This is a genomic window from Winogradskyella undariae, assembly GCF_013285155.1.
Lineage (GTDB): Bacteria > Bacteroidota > Bacteroidia > Flavobacteriales > Flavobacteriaceae > Winogradskyella > Winogradskyella undariae.
Genome location: NZ_JABTEL010000005.1, coordinates 185,453 through 201,529 on the forward strand (window position 1 = coordinate 185,453; position 16,077 = coordinate 201,529).

Below are 16,077 nucleotides of genomic sequence, written 5' to 3' on the forward strand. Positions count from 1 at the left end.
GATTCAAAATAGAGGCTTAAGAAAGTGCTTTTAATTTTTAATAAATTTCAAATTAGTAAGCTGTCCATTTACTTCTAAGGAAACAATATACAATCCATCAGCCAGATTTGAAACATCAATAAGTTTTCTAGTTTCAAAATTTGATAATTCTAATACTTTTTGTCCATTCAAATTAATAATATTTACGTTTGCATAATTAAAATTTGGTGTTTCAATTTTAAAAGTATTTTTAGATGGATTTGGTACCAATTTAAGCGTCTTTTCTAATATTGTAAAGTCATCATTGTTTAAGGTGTCGTCTTCTTCCATGCGAGATACAGCTGCTAATAATCGGATATAAGCCGATTGGTAGTATATGGCTGGTTCACTAAATTCCCATGAGTTGTCAGGATAACCAGTATTAAAATCTAAGTAACTTTTTTGAAGAGGTTGGTTATAAGGCGGAATTAAATTAGTATTAGCAGTATAATCCCCATTAGCACCTCCAACTAAAAAGCCTGGAGCGGGTCCATAGTCTGTAATGTCTTCATTATCCCATTGAGACCCATCATAAAACCAAGTGTGGTAGATTTCTTTAATACTATTTTCTGCACCATAACTATTCATGTTACTTAGGTAAACAAGATCTAATGGATTAACACCATGAAAATAGTGAAGCATTTCTTTTGCTTTAAGATTATAGCTTGAAGTGCTAGAGGTGTTAATATTATATTTTTTAAAAATTAAATTAAGATTTCCTGTATTAGCTTTTGCTTGGTTACTTCCCCAATGGTAGATCCAATCATTAGTAAATCCTCTATATAAATCTAACGTGTTAAATTGAAAATACTCGCTATAATTATTAGAAGCAGCCGTTTGAGCAGAATTAATAATAGTGGTTTTTAAAGCCGTATTTACCGTATTTAAAGTCGTGTAATGTAATAAGGCATCAATATTTGAAATATTATAATTATTCCATGCACCATCAGCAATAACAGCTGAGTCATCAATATTGTCAATTAAATATTGATCGTATGTGTTATTGCCCGTTAAAGCATAGAGATATATAGCTGCTGTAATAGCCATTTGGCGTTGTTCTTCTCTAGTTTTATCTGCATCACCAGCAACAATTGCACCATCATCACAGTTTTCTTGAAGTGTGTCCGTGTTTAAATAAGGTAAAGCCCAGTTCCAACATAAAATTGCTTGATCTTCTAGAGTTTGTGCATAAGTTGTTAAACTAGTAAATTGACTTAAGACTTTAGAAGCATGTGCGAGTACAGAGGACGTTGAAATGGCTGCAGAAGTACAGGTAGGGCCGTAATATCGGGTGTTTGTATTGATGCTTGGTGGCGTGCTAGTGTTTTCGTTATAATTTCTGCTCCCCATTTTTATATGTACAGAGCCATCTGTGTTTATCATTTTTAGTAACCAGTCGAGTTCCCATTTTATTTCATCTATAAGATCTGGAATTCCGTTATCCGATTCAGGAATATTAAAATCATCACCAAAAATTTGAGGATTCTCTGTAAAGGCCCATAATAAATTATGTACTGTAGATTCTGTGAAGGTTACGTATTTATTATAACCGCCTGCATCAAACCAGCCACCGCTCATATCTTTTGTCGTTGTTGTATTATCTTGGTCATAAATATCGCGAGCAGCTGTATCTTGAGTAAAAGAAATAGCATCTACATAAGGAGCTAAAACATAAGGTTCAGCTTTTTCAATACCCGCTCTGTTATAATAAAACATTTTAGAGGTTGTTTTAATAATATTATCATAAACAGTATCATTAACCTCAAATATTGCTGAAGATTCGTTAGTAGAAGTATCAAAAATATAATAGCTGCCATTGGTTATTACAGATGAAAAATCGAACCACCAACCGATATCGCCAGATTGCGAATGTATATTTCCATTATTCCATTGTTGAATCGTACCTGAAAAAACAATATTATCTGTTAGTGCATTTCGAACTTCAATTGTGCTATTTGGTGTGTAATTTAAATCACTATTAAAACCAATCTGCGGATTACTAATAACAGCAACTTTAGTCGCATTTGTTCTGTAACCAAATTGATCAATATGGATGAAGTCACTATGTTGAGCGAAACAAAATAAAGGAAAAAGAAAATAGAGTATGATTAACTTTTTCATCGTTTATTTTTTTGAAGGTTGAATATATAAAACTCGAAATTATTTAGCTTTCAGAAACTCGGACACTTTCTGGTACTAAAACCGTATAATCTCCATTGTTTCTAAGCACATCACGTACAATAGAAGAGGATATAAAAGAAGTTTTAGAAGAGGTTAATAAGAATACGGTTTCTATTTTAGAGAGTTTTCTATTGGTATGAGCAATGGCTTTTTCAAATTCAAAATCAGCCGGATTTCGTAAACCTCTTAATATAAATTCGGCATTAACTTCCCTACAGAAATCAATAGTTAGCCCTTTATAAGTAACTACTTTTACTTTAGGTTCGTCTTCAAAAGATTTCTCAATAAATTGTTTTCTTTCTTCTAATGAAAACATGTAATTCTTGTCAGAATTAATACCGATAGCAACAATAACTTCATCAAAAAGTTTAATACCGCGTTTTATAATATCGTAATGTCCGTTGGTTAGCGGGTCAAAAGATCCTGGGAATATGGCTCGTTTCATCGGTGATAATGTTTTGTGGTTTACGTTAAATAAATAGACGTTATAGATTCAAAGATAATTATTATTTCAGAGCTTCTTTAATTGCACTATCAAATAAATCTTGCATACTTATTCCGGCTTGTGCAGCTTGTTGAGGTAAAATGCTTTCATTGATAAGACCAGGAACTGTATTTACTTCTAATAAATAAGGTTCATCATTTTTAAAGATAAATTCACTTCTAGAAAAGCCTTTCATTTTTAAAGTTTCATAGATTTTTTTAGCTTCAATGTTTACTCTATTTGCGTAATCATCAGAAATACGAGCAGGTGTAATTTCTTGAGATTTCCCTTCATATTTAGCTTGGTAATCAAAGAAGTCATTTTCAGATACAATTTCGGTGATTGGTAAAACGAGAGTTTCTCCTTTGTAAGTAATTACACCCACAGAAACTTCTACACCATCTAAAAACTGTTCGATAATAATTTCATTATCTTCTTTAAATGAATTGTCAATAGCAGTTTGTAATTCTTCCTTTTTATAAACTTTAGAAATACCAAAACTACTACCAGCTTTGTTTGCTTTTACAAAACAAGGTAAACCAACTTTGGCTACAATAGCGTCTTCATCTACAACATCACCAAAATTTAAGTAATAACTTTCAGCCGTTTTAATACCAAAAGGTTTTAGCGTTGCTAATAAATCACGTTTATTAAACGTTAATGCGGCTTGATACATAGAACAGCTCGTTTGTGGTATATTTAGCAATTCAAAATACGCTTGCATATAGCCATCTTCGCCGGGAGAACCGTGAATGGCATTAAAAACACAATCGAATTTTATCTTAGTTTCGTTTATTAAAACAGAAAAATCATTTTTATCTACCGGAAATTCTTCATCCAAATCATTAACAAATACCCATTTATTTTTAAAGATATGAATGCGGTAAGCATTATATTTATTTTTGTCTAAAGTGTTAAAAACCACGTTACCACTCTTAAGGGAGATCTTGTATTCGCTAGAATAACCGCCCATTATAATTGCAATATTTTTCTTCATCTTTCAGTTTAAAAAAGCCCGTGTGTAAATGTATAATATATTTTTTATAAACTAAATGAGTTGTTCGTACGTATTTTAGATATGTGTCGTTATTATTTCTTAGTTTTGCCAACAATTATTTGCATATGAGTTTTATTAAGTTTCTTACCAGTAAAGTTTTTTTTAAACAAGTTGCATTAGCTCTTGTAGCTGTTGTAGTTTTGTGTTTTATAGCCTTAAAATGGTTGAGTATAACCACCAATCATGGTGAGTTTATAACTGTACCAGATTTAAAAGGTAAATCCTTAGAAACTGTAGGGATAGAGTTAAAGGATAATCATTTGGCTTTAGAAATTCAAGATTCTGCAAATTATAATCCAAAATACCCAAAGTATTCTGTAATTGAACAAAACCCAATAGCAGGATCTAATGTTAAGGAGAATAGAAAAATTTATTTAATCTTAAATCCTTCTGGTTACAGAAAGGTTGAAGTGCCAAATATTTTGAAAAGAACCTTTAGACAAGCAAAACCTCAATTAGAAGCCTTAGAGTTTACAATTGGAAAAATAACCTATAAAGATGCCATTGGTGAAGGTGTTATTTCTATGTCACATGACGGAGAAACATTAAAGCCAGGCACATTATTACCATTAACTTCTAAGATTGACTTAGTAGTGGGTAACGGTAAACTTTAAATTTATATAATGCCAAATATTCCTGAAATTTCAGACGATGCAGAAAACGAATTATACGAGCATCATGCTTTTAAAGTTGTTGCTGGTCAACAACCACTTCGTATCGATAAATACTTAATGAATTTTATTGAAAACGCAACACGTAATAAAATTCAAGTTGCCGCGAAAGACGGTAGTATTTTTGTAAATAACGTTCCCGTAAAATCGAATTACAAAGTAAAGCCTAATGATTTTATTACTGTAAAATTTGAGCATCCTCCACATGAAAATCTTTTGGTTGCAGAAGATATTGATATCGATGTGGTTTATGAAGATGATGACTTGTTAGTGGTGAACAAACCTGCCGGAATGGTAGTACACCCTGGTCATGGTAATTACTCTGGGACTTTAATTAATGCCTTGATTTTTCATTTTGAAAATTTACCAAATAACTCAAGTGAAAGACCAGGTTTAGTACACCGAATCGATAAAGATACCAGTGGATTATTAGTGGTTGCTAAGACAGAACAAGCCATGGCACATCTTTCTAGTCAATTTGCTAAGAAAACAAGTGAGCGCGAATATGTTGCTATTGTTTGGGGTAATATGGAAGAAGATGAAGGAACTATTGAAGGTAATATTGGTCGCCATCCAAAAAATAGATTACAAAACGTTGTTTTCGTAGACGATGATGAAGAGCAAGGAAAACATGCTGTAACACATTATAAGGTGATAGAACGTTTAGGTTATGTTACTTTAGTGAGTTGCAAGCTTGAGACGGGACGTACACACCAAATCCGTGTGCACATGAAATATATTGGACATACATTATTTAACGATGCGCGTTATGGTGGTGAACGTATTTTAAAAGGAACAACGTTTACAAAATATAAACAGTTTGTAGATAACTGTTTTAAAATTTTGCCAAGACAAGCGCTACATGCTAAGACGTTAGGTTTTGTACATCCAACCACAAATGAATTTATGAGGTTTGAATCTGAAGTTCCTGAGGATATGACCTTATGTATTGAGAAATGGCGCCATTATGCAAGGCATATGGATGCTTAGGTAGAAACCGATACACCATTTTATTTATATCAGCATCTCATTTTTTCTGCACAAGTTTCTAAAGCTTAATAGAAAAAATGAGATGTTTTTTTATATATATTATTTTGAATGTGATAGAAGCGTATCATTCAAATAGATCTTCTTCAATTTATTTCTTCAAAAATAAAAAAGTACATTCCTTGGTGTTATTGATGTTTTCTATGTTTTTATTATTTCGATAGGAAATACTTATATCGTTATCTAGATTAGTGTTCAGTAATATTTGAAATTCTTTCATATAGATTGTATTTTTACATAGAGAAAGAAAATAGTTTAACCATTAATAAAACACCTGCTTTTGCAGTTCACTATATATGAAATTAGTATTATCACCAGCAAAATCTTTAGATTACGAAACAAAATTGCCAACTAGCAAAACGACGGATGGTCAATTTTTAAAAGAAGCAGATCAGCTTAATAAAGTCTTGAAAAAGAAATCAGCAAAGGATTTATCAGAGCTGATGCACATTTCAGATAACTTAGGGCAGTTAAACTTTGAACGAAATCAAGATTGGGAATTACCATTTACCCAAGACAATGCCAGACCAGCTATTTACGCATTTAGTGGAGATGTTTATAGAGGAATAGATGCTTATACAATTGATACGAAGAAATTAGATAAAGTAGAAGATACTGTACGTATTCTTTCAGGTTTATATGGAATTTTAAAACCTTTAGATTTAGTGCAACCTTACCGATTAGAAATGGGAACTAAATTGCCTGTAGGTAAAAACAAGAATTTGTATGAATTCTGGCAAAAGAAGGTGACCAAGGCGTTGAATGAAGAATTAGAAGACGATGAACTCTTTATCAACCTAGCAAGTAACGAGTACTTTAAGGCAGTTGACACTAAAGCTTTAAAAGTACCTGTTGTAAATATTGTTTTCAAAGAATTTAAAAACGACAAGTATAAAATTGTTGCTTTCTATGCCAAATTAGCAAGAGGATTAATGACCAGATATATTATTGATACAGATGCAAAAACGGTAGATGATATTAAAGCTTTTAATTATGAGAATTATGGTTTTAGCGATGCGTTGTCTTCAGAAAATGAGTTGGTGTTTACCAGATAAAGTGAATATAAATAGCTAATTTTGCAGCTATGTATTACTTCTTACTTTTAGCGCTTAAAGCGTTTTGCATCTATCATGCTTTTAAAAATAACAAACCTTTTTATTGGTATCTCATTATATTTATTGTTCCCATATTGGGGCCATTAATATATATTATCACTCAGGTGTATAATAGAAATGACACTCAAAAAATACAAGAGGAAATTACAACCGTTTTAAATCCTACAAAACGGATTAAAGACCTAGAAGCTAAGCTAAAATTTATTGACACCTATACCAACAGAATTGATTTAGCAGATGCTTATTATGCAAATAAAGATTTTGATAAAGCCGTTCTTAATTATAACATAACTTTAGAAGATACGGTTCAAGATCCTTTATATGCGAGACAAAAACTGATCTTGTGTTATTTTCAATTAAGTGATTATAATGCTGTAATTACTCAAGCTGAATTGATAAAGGATAAGCACGAATTTAAAGGTTCAAAGCAACAGTTCTGTTATGGTTTAGCTTTAAATGAATTGGGTAAAAGAGAAGAGGCAGAAGTGCAATTAAAAACCATAGATAGACCGTATTCTAATTACGCAGAACGTTTAGAGCTTGCTAAGTTTTATTTAGATAACAATAAAGCTTCCGAAGGAAAGGCGTTGTTAAATGAAATTTCTATGGAATCTAAAAGCTTAACAAAACCTAACCAAAAGTTATACGGAAGTACTATTGTTGAGGTAGAGCGTTTGTTGTCTTCTCTAAAATAAGTTAGGAAACAGTTTTAGTTATTTTTTATTCTTTTTATAATTTCTTCCATACCATAACAAGAACCCTGTTACAGGTAATGTTGCGGTTAATAAGCTAATTAAAAAGGCTATGATTTTTCCAACAATACCACCAATGGCCCCAATATGAATATCGTAATTCATTCGTAATACTTTATCTGCAAATTTAGCATCCTTATACTTTCCGTATATGGCTGGTGTTTCAATTTCTTCTAAAGTATTTTGATCAAAAAATCTAAAATCGGAATCGTAATAAAGACCTTTGCTATTAGAAACTTCTACGTAGATACTTTCGTCCTCAGTTTTAGGATAATGTAATTCGTAGGCTACAGCTTCAGGCGATTCTTTTTGAAGTTTTACAATAAGATAGTCCATCGGAATCGTGCTGTTATCGCTTAATGCTTCACTTTTATTTTCCGGAATAATAAATGCAGGAACTTTATCTCCACCAACAGATTTATATACAACATACTTTAACCAATTATAAGAAATAACAGAACCTGTAAACGCGACTATCAAAGCTAATGAACAGATGTAGAATCCAATAACAGTGTGTAAATCGAAGTTTTTGCGTTTCCATCGTGTTGTCTTTTTCCAATCAAATTTTAAACGTTGTTTTAAATTTTTACGCTTTTTAGGGATCCATATAATAAATCCAGATATAATAATTAGAATGAAAATTAAGATAGAAGCAGCAACCAATTGTTCGCCTATTTCTTTAGGTAACCATAAACGTGTATGACCTTTTAAAATGAAAGCAAAAAAACCCGTAAGATGGTCATCTACTTGTATGACTTCTCCATTGTATGGATTAAGAAATACACTTTGATAGAATTCAGGTTCAGCATCATAAAAAATGACTTCTATAGCGTCTTTATTTTTTTTAAAAACTGTTCCATGAATCGTATTATTAGGAAAAACCACTTTAGCATAATCCTTAGCTTCGGTGGGCGTCAGTATAGCTGCATCCTGTGGTTCAACATATTTGTAATCGTCGTATAATCCTTCAATTTCTTCTCTAAATGCCCAAGAACAGCCCGTAATAGCAACAACAAATACGACGAGTCCGGTTGCTAAACCTAAAATTTTATGTAGTTGAAAAATGATTTTTTTTACGGACATATTGTTTTTTAAATTAAAAAAGAGCAAACTTACAAATTAAGCTTGCTCTTTAAGTATGAGTTAATTAAAATTTATATGAGAAAGTACCTAATAATACACGCTTTTGCTGAGGTGTTACTGTACTCCAACCAGAAAAATAAGTTTCGTCTGTAATGTTATTTGCTTTTACACTAACTCTAAACTTACTCGTTTCATAATAAATAGAAGCGTTAAATATGGTATAAGCAGGAATATAAAAACTACCAGTAACAGCTTTGTAATCCGTCATAGTATCATATTCAGATTGACCGTTAAACCCAGCTCCTATACCAAAGTTTTTAAAGAATTTATAGTCTGCCCAAAAGTTGTATGTGAACTCTGCACCAGATTCTCCGTAACGATTTCCTTCCAATTCAGTTGCACTAGGTGAATCTGTTATTTCAGAATCGTTGTAACTAAACCCAGAGTGAATGTTTAAGTTAGTTATTGGGTTGGTATTTACTTCTAGCTCAACACCTTGACTGTTAACTTCTACATCTTGCGTTTTTGTTGCCCAATAATATGCGTTGTCTACATTAATGTTGTAATAACTTAAAGTCGCTTCTAATTTATTATTGAAAAGGTTCGATTTTGCTCCAACTTCAAATTGATTGGCTTGTTCAACATCAAAAGCTTGTAATGTTACATCTCCAGTATCGTAATCTGTAATATATTCAGGGTTGACGTAAGAAAAGCCATTTTGGTAGTTGGCAAAAATTGATAATTCATCAATAATAGGTTGAAAAACAATTCCAAATTTTGGTGAGAATGTAGATTCTGTATATTCATTGTCATCATCAGTGTTTGTATTTCTGTCTCCTTGATAATCAAATCTATCGTAACGTACACTAGCCATTACAGATAAAGAAGGTAGAATATTAATAACATCAGAAACATATGCTCCAAATACATTTTGACGAATATCGCTATCTAAATAACCTAAGCCTGTTAAAGCAGCGCTTAAGTTTTCTTCGTTAATTTCTGGTTCACCATAAACTAAATCTCCATCAATATTTATAGTGTGTAAATAACCCCAATTAGAGCTATTGTTAATAATGTTATAATCTAGATAATCTGCACCAACTAATAATTTATTTTCTAAATCACCAATTTTAAAAGTACCTGTAAAATTTTGTTGAAGATTAATTGTTTTAGTTCTCGAGTCCGTATCCTGAGCATATAAATTAAAAAGTGCATCAGAGCCATTCCATAAATAAGTATAATACCCTAATGATTTTGCTAAACCACCTGAGATTAAGGTTTGAGAAGACCATTGGTCTGAAATTTTCCAAGCAACCTCTCCACGATAGTTTTGTGTTATGTTATTAATAGTAACATCATTACTTGTAAAAGATAAGTCTGTGTTATAATCTAACTCTTCAATAGAATTAAACGCTAACGGAGCATAACGGTTTAAGAATAAGAAAGTTTCATTAGTTTGTTCATTATCTGATGCTTCATAAGAAAAGTTAAGCGTAAGGTCATTGTTAACTTTGTAAGAAATTGAAGGGGCTATAAATACTGATTTTTTTAAGCCAGCATCCTGAAAGCTATGTTCTTGCTGAAAACCTGTATTGATACGAAAAGATAATTTATCAGTAGGACTAACGTTAATATCTGCATTAAATTTTGCAAAATCGTTAGAACCACCAGCAACTGTTATTTCACCACCTGTTCCGCTATGAGGTTTTTTTGTAATGATGTTTATTAAACCACCATAAGAAGTTACAGAACTACCAAACAATGTACCAGAAGGTCCTTTAATAACCTCTACACGTTCTACGTTTGAAGGGTTAATGAATCCGTTTGTAATACCCGCAACACCATTGACTAATTGTGGTTGTACTGCAAAACCACGACTAGAATAATAACCAGCACCATCACCACTTCTTCCTGTAGATGACCATAGTTTAGTTATACCTGCCGCATTTTTTAAGGCGTCTTCAAAAGTATTAACGGATTGAGATATTAATAATTGATTGGTAATTGTATTGTAAACCTGAGAGTTTTCAATATTTTTTAAAGGCATTTTAGAAACATAGGCACTTGTTTTTCGTGAAAATTTATTTTTTCGATTCACATCTAAAACAACTTCTTCCAAGATTTCATTTCCTTCATAAAGAATGATATTATCTAGCGTTAAGTTTTCGTTATTAGAAATTGAAAATTCAATCTCCTTTGTTTTAAATCCAATGTATGAAACTGAAAGTGTGTAATCTCCATTTTCAATATTTGTTATTTCAAATGTTCCATTCTCGTTAGTTTGTATTCCTTTTGTGGTATTTTTAATTAATAAGTTTACACCAATCAGTGAGGTTTTGTTATTATCCGTAACTGTACCAGATAGGCTTGCGTTTTGAGCAAAACCTAGTTGTGTAAATAATATAATGAGTATTAAACTGGATAAAATATTTTTCATCTTACGCTTTATTTAGACTTAATATAAATAGTTAATTTTGGCAAATGTATTTATGTAATATTTATTAACCAAATTATTTATAATAAATCTAAATAATATTTTTGAAGATGAATTAAGGTCTATTAATTCCCGTGAATACTGTGTTTTTGTAAATTAAAGTATGTGAGTAATTTATAAGTAAAGATAAAAGTTTAGATCTAAGAATGGCTTAGGTTATTTAAATGTATTAGAAAACTACTGTTGTTAGTTGAATTTTTTTCGAATAAAAAAGAAGATTAAGACTATTATAATTAAAATACAGAGATATAAGAGATATGATAAATTAGGAGGCGTTTCACCAATCGCTACATTTTCCCAGCTCTCATTTTTCAAACTAATATTTAATTCGTAATTATTGGAACGGTTTAGGGTGTGTCTTTCTTTAGGAAAACCTTCTAATAAGAATATAATGATTGATGCACTACGATGAATATCTTTAAATAATTTATTATTAATGTAAATAGAATTAACAGTTTTTGGTAGTCCAATAATTTCAGTGACTAATTTAGTTTCGTGACCTAAATATACTTTTGGATTCTTAAACTGTAAAGTGTCTGTTTTATTTATAATAATAGAAAAATTATTATAAAAATGTTCAATTACTAAGTTTTGAAAATCTTTAGGTGATTTATAGGCACCTTCTCCATTAACGTAATTTACTTCCTGTTGAAAAGCGGTTAGTGAGGTGTTGACTTGTAAAATGATTTGTCCACTTTCCGTTTTAGAAATAATAATATTAGAAAAATCAGGACTGTGAGCAAAAATAAAATTGCTCACCAACATACAGCAAAAAATAAGTATTTTCATTAAAGGAATTCTATAAAGCATATTCACCTCGTAAGCCGTCTATAAAATTGTTGTTTCCTGCTTTATCTACATGGTAATGGTATCCTCTAATGGTATCATAATGACCTCTAGATTCATCTAAATCGGAGTGTTCATTTCCATTTTTATCTGTATTTTCAAAAATACCGTAACCGTCAAAGGCATACCCAATCATTGCAGCATGTTTATCTTCTTGCTCTATTTTTGTAGAAATACCTGTTGCAGCATGGTAATGGTAACCTTCGTGCAGATTGATGTGTCCGCCTGCATCATCAAAAGGTGCTAAAGTATATGCGCTTAAGATGTTATCTACAGGAGCGGGAGCATTAAAAATTACACCATTAAACGCTAAGCCTCTATTAGATGGCATTGTTGAATTATTTTGTGGTGGACCAGCATGTCCTTCTGGTCTTTCAGGTCTTTCTCCATTTTTAGGTCTTTCATGTCCTGGAGGTGGTCCCCCTAGACCTCCACCACCTTGAGGGCCTCTAGAAAAACTGTAAGCCGATTTTGCTTTCTTCGGAGTTATAGGAATGTAGTAAGTGTGCGTTATTCCGGTTACATAAGACGGTAAGCATTCTACACAATAATTTTGATATTCTTCTCCTACATTAGGGTTTGCTGCATCTTCGCATTCTTGTTTTGTGCTTGTTTTTGTAATTTTACCAGTTTCTTGGTCGTATAACATCCAAGTATCATCGTCATAAAAAGTAGCTAAGTTTTTAACAAACGTACCATCTACATCATAGACTTTTCCATCACTTAACCAAATGCCACCTGCTGAAGCATCGTCTGATATGTTATCTGGACACCATGGTCCCATATCATGATCTGTGGGTACTGAGGTCACAACAATTTTATAGCAATCAGCAGTAGTACCATCAGAAAGTTCTCTGCTTTCAATTGTAATAGGTTCCACTAATCCTTCTTTTAAAAAGTTATCACTTTTAACGGCTATAACAACTTCATCTTCTGATGTAGTAGATCCTGTGCTAGAAACATTGTTTTTACAGGCAGAAAAGATGGCTAATAATGATCCTATTGCAAGGATTTTAAAATGATTTTTTATCATAATAATAGTGTTTTAAGTGATGATGCGTAAATATAAAACATCACTTTACTTGTTTTAAGTAATAATTATCGAAAGTTAGTTTAAATATTTTAGAGCGTAAAATAATTAGAAATGATACCGCATTATATTTTAATCCTCACTTCCCCATGGAGCGCTTGGTGTTTCAATTGTTTTAGTTAAATCAAATTGAACTGTAAATAATCGGTCAGATCCTATGCGACGAAGGTTGTACGTTAGGCTTGTTTCATCTATAGTAAACCACCAAATATTTGTTGACGCTGCTGGTAAAATAGTTGAAGTATGTTGATCAGCAGGAAACATTTGAAGATTTGGTAGTCCTTCATTTGCACTTGTGCCACCATATTGAGTTAGTTTTTCTTCAGAACCATCTTCATGACGATGATCGTGTTTTAAGCTCATTATCTTATCTGCATTCATTTGTAAAACCCAGGTTCGCGATTTATTTTCACCTACAAAAAAAGGAATTCTAATTGTATTGGTTTCGCAAGATCGCACATGCATCACTAATTTTTCACCTGTAAAACCGTCACCTTCAGCACCGCCTGCCGTAATTTTACCTTGGTATGCTTTTCCACAATGTATTTCTAGTTGTTTCCAGAATTTTTCTGAACTAGTTTGTTCTTGGGCTATAATGTATAGCGGTAATAATAGGATGATATAGATTAAGGTTTTCATGATATTTCTTTAGATTTATGTACTAGTTTTATCTCACAGTTAAACATACAAAATTAACTTTATGGAGACTAATTAATTCTTTAGGCCAAACGCAAAATAAAATGATAAATGCATTCAGAATCAAAGCATATAAAAGCTGATATAATGAATGTTTTTTATTTCAATTTAAAATATAAGTATAATGAAAAAAGTTTTACAAATAGGTAATGGTATTGCTCTAGTTGCAACAATAGTTATTAATTACCTGTCTAATACAGGGCTATTAAATAACACTACAATAGGTGAAGTTTCTAATAGCTATAAATCATTATTTACACCTGCAGGTTATACATTTGCTATTTGGGGAATAATTTATCTGTTACTTCTAGGTTTTGCTATTTATCAAGGTAGAAGTTTATTTGTGAAAGTTAAGAACGATGATTTTGTGTTAAAAACAGGATGGTGGTTTATATGGTCTTGTCTTTTTAATTCACTTTGGGTATTTGCTTGGATTTATGAATACACAGGTGTGTCTTGTATCTTTATTTTTTTATTGCTCTTTTCGCTATTAAAAATTGTAATGAATAATAGAATGGAATTAGATGATGAACCGTTTCCTATCATTGCTTTTGTTTGGTGGCCGTTTATTATTTATTCAGGTTGGGTTACTGTGGCAAGTATTGCTAATGTTTCTACTTATTTAATAAAAATAGATTGGAGTGGTTTAGGGTACGCTCATATAACTTGGACAATTGTAATGATTTTTATAGCTGTAGTTATTAATTTACTAGTGACTTGGAAACGAAATATGAGAGAGTTTGCTCTAGTTGGTGCTTGGGCGTTAATAGGTATAGGGAATGCTAATAAATTAACAGTAGAGACTATTACGTATGTTGCTTTTGTGAGTGCAGCGATTTTAATTATTAGCAGCGCTATTCATGCTTTTAAAAATCATGAGACGAATCCTCTTCTTAAACTTAAACAATGGCGTAAATCATAGTATTTGCAATAAAATGGGGTATTTCGTCGAGTTGGGACAAAATAACTGTAACTTCGCACCTAATTAAAGGAGTGACCTAAATAAATAGCGTTTGCTTCATAAACACTATTTATGTCATTTAAATCATTGGGCCTTTCTGAGCCTATACTTAAAGCTATCCAAAAAAAAGGATACGAAACACCTTCACCAATCCAAGCAAAAGCAATTCCTCCAGTATTAGAAGGAAAAGATGTTTTAGCTTCAGCACAAACAGGAACAGGGAAAACAGCAGGTTTTACTTTACCGTTACTTCATAATCTTTCTACTAATGGTTCTGAGCAACGACACAGACCAATTAGAGCTTTAGTTTTAACGCCAACACGTGAGTTAGCAGCACAAGTTCATGCTAATGTAAAAGAATATAGTGAGTTTCTAAATATTAGAAGTACTGTAATATTTGGTGGTGTAAATCAGAAACCACAAGTTAATAAATTAAGTCAAGGAATCGATGTTTTAGTCGCAACTCCAGGACGTTTATTAGATTTAGAAAGTCAAGGTTTATTATCATTAAAACATGTTGAAATATTTGTTTTAGATGAAGCAGACCGTATGTTAGATATGGGTTTTTTACGCGATATAGAACGTGTAATGAAACTAATACCTAAAAAGAGACAAAACCTTATGTTCTCGGCAACGTTCTCTAAGGATATTAAAAAATTAGCCTATTCTATTCTTAATAATCCTGTTCAAGTTGAGGCTACGCCAGAAAATACAGCTGTTGAGGTTATTGAGCAGAAAGTATATCGTGTTGCTAAAGGAAAGAAAACCGGACTTATTATTAAGTTGATTTCTGAAGGTGACTGGAAACAAGTTTTAGTATTTACTAGAACAAAACATGGTGCTAACAACCTTTGTAAAAAGATGATTAGTGCAGGGATTACTGCTGCCGCTATTCATGGAAATAAAAGTCAAGGAGCTAGAACAAAAGCTTTAGCCGGATTTAAAAATGGTTCTATTAGAGTTTTAGTGGCTACTGATATTGCAGCTAGAGGTTTAGATATTCCGTTATTACCACATGTTATCAATTTTGAATTGCCTAATATTTCTGAAGACTACGTTCATAGAATTGGTAGAACAGGTAGAGCAGGAGCTAGCGGACAAGCTATTTCTTTAGTAAGTGCAGATGAAACTACTTTCTTACGCGATATTCAGAAGTTGATTGGTATGAAGATTGAAGTTGAAATCGTTGAGGGTTTTGAACCCGATCCGAATGCTTCAACTGAACCTATAAAACCAGGTCAGAATAGAAATCAAGGTCGTGGTAGAGGTTCTAATTCAAGAAACTCTGGTAAGCCTAAAAGTTCAAGTTCAGATCGAAATAAGAGTAAAAGTCGTAGTCGAAGTAATGACAGTAGACGTTAATATATGACTTCTGATTTAAAAAATACCATACTAGAAGTATGTGATAAAAAAATAGCACAAAAGGGAACCAATGTTGGGGTTTCCTTTTATGCTTTTTTTAAAAATAAAAATGACAATCCTGTATTATTGATGGAAGCAGCAACTTGGTGGATAAAAACACATCAGTTAAATCATTTTGAAAAAGCAGTTAAGATTAAAGAATTAGTTAAAACTCTATAAT

At 31.9% G+C, this 16,077-nt stretch carries 15 protein-coding genes; 7 read left to right on the forward strand and 8 right to left on the reverse strand.

Annotated features, from left to right (window positions below):
- Positions 1-30: 30 nt before the first annotated feature.
- The 3 genes from HSX10_RS09335 to HSX10_RS09345 all read right to left on the reverse strand — a co-directional run bounded on the left by HSX10_RS09335 (position 31) and on the right by HSX10_RS09345 (position 3,680).
- The gene (locus tag HSX10_RS09335; protein ID WP_173587946.1) at positions 31-2,139 is read right to left on the reverse strand and encodes a glycoside hydrolase family 9 protein; all 2,109 of its coding nucleotides are present in this window, start codon (positions 2,137-2,139) and stop codon (positions 31-33) included.
- Positions 2,140-2,182: 43 nt separating this feature from the next.
- On the reverse strand, positions 2,183-2,644 hold the full coding sequence (gene coaD, locus HSX10_RS09340) for a pantetheine-phosphate adenylyltransferase (RefSeq protein ID WP_173587947.1): 462 nt from the start codon (positions 2,642-2,644) through the stop codon (positions 2,183-2,185).
- Positions 2,645-2,705: 61 nt separating this feature from the next.
- Complete coding sequence (locus HSX10_RS09345) at positions 2,706-3,680, reverse strand: D-alanine--D-alanine ligase (RefSeq protein WP_173587948.1); 975 nt, start codon at positions 3,678-3,680, stop codon at positions 2,706-2,708.
- A 125-nt stretch (positions 3,681-3,805) separates the two neighbouring features.
- Between HSX10_RS09345 and HSX10_RS09350 the strand changes: the two genes are divergently transcribed.
- The 4 genes from HSX10_RS09350 (at position 3,806) to HSX10_RS09365 (ending at position 7,268) form a co-directional block, all read left to right on the forward strand.
- Positions 3,806-4,354 carry a PASTA domain-containing protein gene (locus HSX10_RS09350; RefSeq protein WP_173587949.1) on the forward strand — a complete coding sequence of 183 codons (549 nt, stop codon included), beginning with the start codon at positions 3,806-3,808 and terminating at the stop codon, positions 4,352-4,354.
- Between the two features lie 9 nt (positions 4,355-4,363).
- The gene (locus tag HSX10_RS09355) at positions 4,364-5,401 is read left to right on the forward strand and encodes an RluA family pseudouridine synthase (protein WP_173587950.1); all 1,038 of its coding nucleotides are present in this window, start codon (positions 4,364-4,366) and stop codon (positions 5,399-5,401) included.
- A gap of 353 nt (positions 5,402-5,754) precedes the next feature.
- Positions 5,755-6,513, forward strand: coding sequence for a peroxide stress protein YaaA (gene yaaA / locus HSX10_RS09360; RefSeq protein ID WP_173587951.1), 759 nt, complete (start codon positions 5,755-5,757; stop codon positions 6,511-6,513).
- A gap of 29 nt (positions 6,514-6,542) precedes the next feature.
- Positions 6,543-7,268 (forward strand): hypothetical protein, encoded by a 726-nt coding sequence (locus HSX10_RS09365; protein WP_173587952.1) that lies wholly within the window; start codon positions 6,543-6,545, stop codon positions 7,266-7,268.
- A gap of 18 nt (positions 7,269-7,286) precedes the next feature.
- Here HSX10_RS09365 and HSX10_RS09370 read toward each other — a convergent pair whose 3' ends face one another.
- From HSX10_RS09370 to HSX10_RS09390, 5 genes are all read right to left on the reverse strand, one after another.
- Positions 7,287-8,408: a PepSY-associated TM helix domain-containing protein gene (locus HSX10_RS09370; protein WP_173587953.1), complete on the reverse strand. Its 1,122-nt coding sequence runs from the start codon at positions 8,406-8,408 to the stop codon at positions 7,287-7,289.
- A gap of 64 nt (positions 8,409-8,472) precedes the next feature.
- Entirely contained in the window at positions 8,473-10,845 is a 2,373-nt protein-coding gene (locus HSX10_RS09375; RefSeq protein ID WP_173587954.1) for a TonB-dependent receptor, read from the reverse strand.
- 243 nt (positions 10,846-11,088) lie between these two features.
- Entirely contained in the window at positions 11,089-11,691 is a 603-nt protein-coding gene (locus HSX10_RS09380; RefSeq protein WP_173587955.1) for a hypothetical protein, read from the reverse strand.
- Between the two features lie 10 nt (positions 11,692-11,701).
- Positions 11,702-12,781, reverse strand: coding sequence for a YHYH protein (locus HSX10_RS09385; protein WP_173587956.1), 1,080 nt, complete (start codon positions 12,779-12,781; stop codon positions 11,702-11,704).
- Positions 12,782-12,910: 129 nt separating this feature from the next.
- Positions 12,911-13,477 carry a hypothetical protein gene (locus tag HSX10_RS09390; protein ID WP_173587957.1) on the reverse strand — a complete coding sequence of 189 codons (567 nt, stop codon included), beginning with the start codon at positions 13,475-13,477 and terminating at the stop codon, positions 12,911-12,913.
- Between the two features lie 181 nt (positions 13,478-13,658).
- On the opposite strand from HSX10_RS09390, the gene HSX10_RS09395 reads away from it, so the two are divergent.
- The 3 genes from HSX10_RS09395 to HSX10_RS09405 all read left to right on the forward strand — a co-directional run bounded on the left by HSX10_RS09395 (position 13,659) and on the right by HSX10_RS09405 (position 16,076).
- Positions 13,659-14,456 carry a TspO-related membrane protein gene (locus HSX10_RS09395; protein ID WP_173587958.1) on the forward strand — a complete coding sequence of 266 codons (798 nt, stop codon included), beginning with the start codon at positions 13,659-13,661 and terminating at the stop codon, positions 14,454-14,456.
- Positions 14,457-14,567: 111 nt separating this feature from the next.
- Positions 14,568-15,857 (forward strand): DEAD/DEAH box helicase, encoded by a 1,290-nt coding sequence (locus HSX10_RS09400; RefSeq protein WP_173587959.1) that lies wholly within the window; start codon positions 14,568-14,570, stop codon positions 15,855-15,857.
- A gap of 3 nt (positions 15,858-15,860) precedes the next feature.
- Positions 15,861-16,076: a DUF6500 family protein gene (locus tag HSX10_RS09405; RefSeq protein ID WP_173587960.1), complete on the forward strand. Its 216-nt coding sequence runs from the start codon at positions 15,861-15,863 to the stop codon at positions 16,074-16,076.
- Position 16,077: the final 1 nt, after the last annotated feature.

Bases quoted from the DNA above. Each gene is read 5' to 3' on its own strand.
- HSX10_RS09385 (WP_173587956.1), bottom strand. From the start codon at position 12,781: ATGATAAAAAATCATTTTAAAATCCTTGCAATAGGATCATTATTAGCC.
- HSX10_RS09365 (WP_173587952.1), top strand. From the start codon at position 6,543: ATGTATTACTTCTTACTTTTAGCGCTTAAAGCGTTTTGCATCTATCAT.
- HSX10_RS09380 (WP_173587955.1), bottom strand. From the start codon at position 11,691: ATGAAAATACTTATTTTTTGCTGTATGTTGGTGAGCAATTTTATTTTT.
- yaaA (WP_173587951.1), top strand. From the start codon at position 5,755: ATGAAATTAGTATTATCACCAGCAAAATCTTTAGATTACGAAACAAAA.
- HSX10_RS09345 (WP_173587948.1), bottom strand. From the start codon at position 3,680: ATGAAGAAAAATATTGCAATTATAATGGGCGGTTATTCTAGCGAATAC.
- HSX10_RS09370 (WP_173587953.1), bottom strand. From the start codon at position 8,408: ATGTCCGTAAAAAAAATCATTTTTCAACTACATAAAATTTTAGGTTTA.
- HSX10_RS09350 (WP_173587949.1), top strand. From the start codon at position 3,806: ATGAGTTTTATTAAGTTTCTTACCAGTAAAGTTTTTTTTAAACAAGTT.
- HSX10_RS09405 (WP_173587960.1), top strand. From the start codon at position 15,861: ATGACTTCTGATTTAAAAAATACCATACTAGAAGTATGTGATAAAAAA.
- HSX10_RS09395 (WP_173587958.1), top strand. From the start codon at position 13,659: ATGAAAAAAGTTTTACAAATAGGTAATGGTATTGCTCTAGTTGCAACA.
- HSX10_RS09355 (WP_173587950.1), top strand. From the start codon at position 4,364: ATGCCAAATATTCCTGAAATTTCAGACGATGCAGAAAACGAATTATAC.
- HSX10_RS09335 (WP_173587946.1), bottom strand. From the start codon at position 2,139: ATGAAAAAGTTAATCATACTCTATTTTCTTTTTCCTTTATTTTGTTTC.
- HSX10_RS09390 (WP_173587957.1), bottom strand. From the start codon at position 13,477: ATGAAAACCTTAATCTATATCATCCTATTATTACCGCTATACATTATA.
- HSX10_RS09400 (WP_173587959.1), top strand. From the start codon at position 14,568: ATGTCATTTAAATCATTGGGCCTTTCTGAGCCTATACTTAAAGCTATC.
- HSX10_RS09375 (WP_173587954.1), bottom strand. From the start codon at position 10,845: ATGAAAAATATTTTATCCAGTTTAATACTCATTATATTATTTACACAA.
- coaD (WP_173587947.1), bottom strand. From the start codon at position 2,644: ATGAAACGAGCCATATTCCCAGGATCTTTTGACCCGCTAACCAACGGA.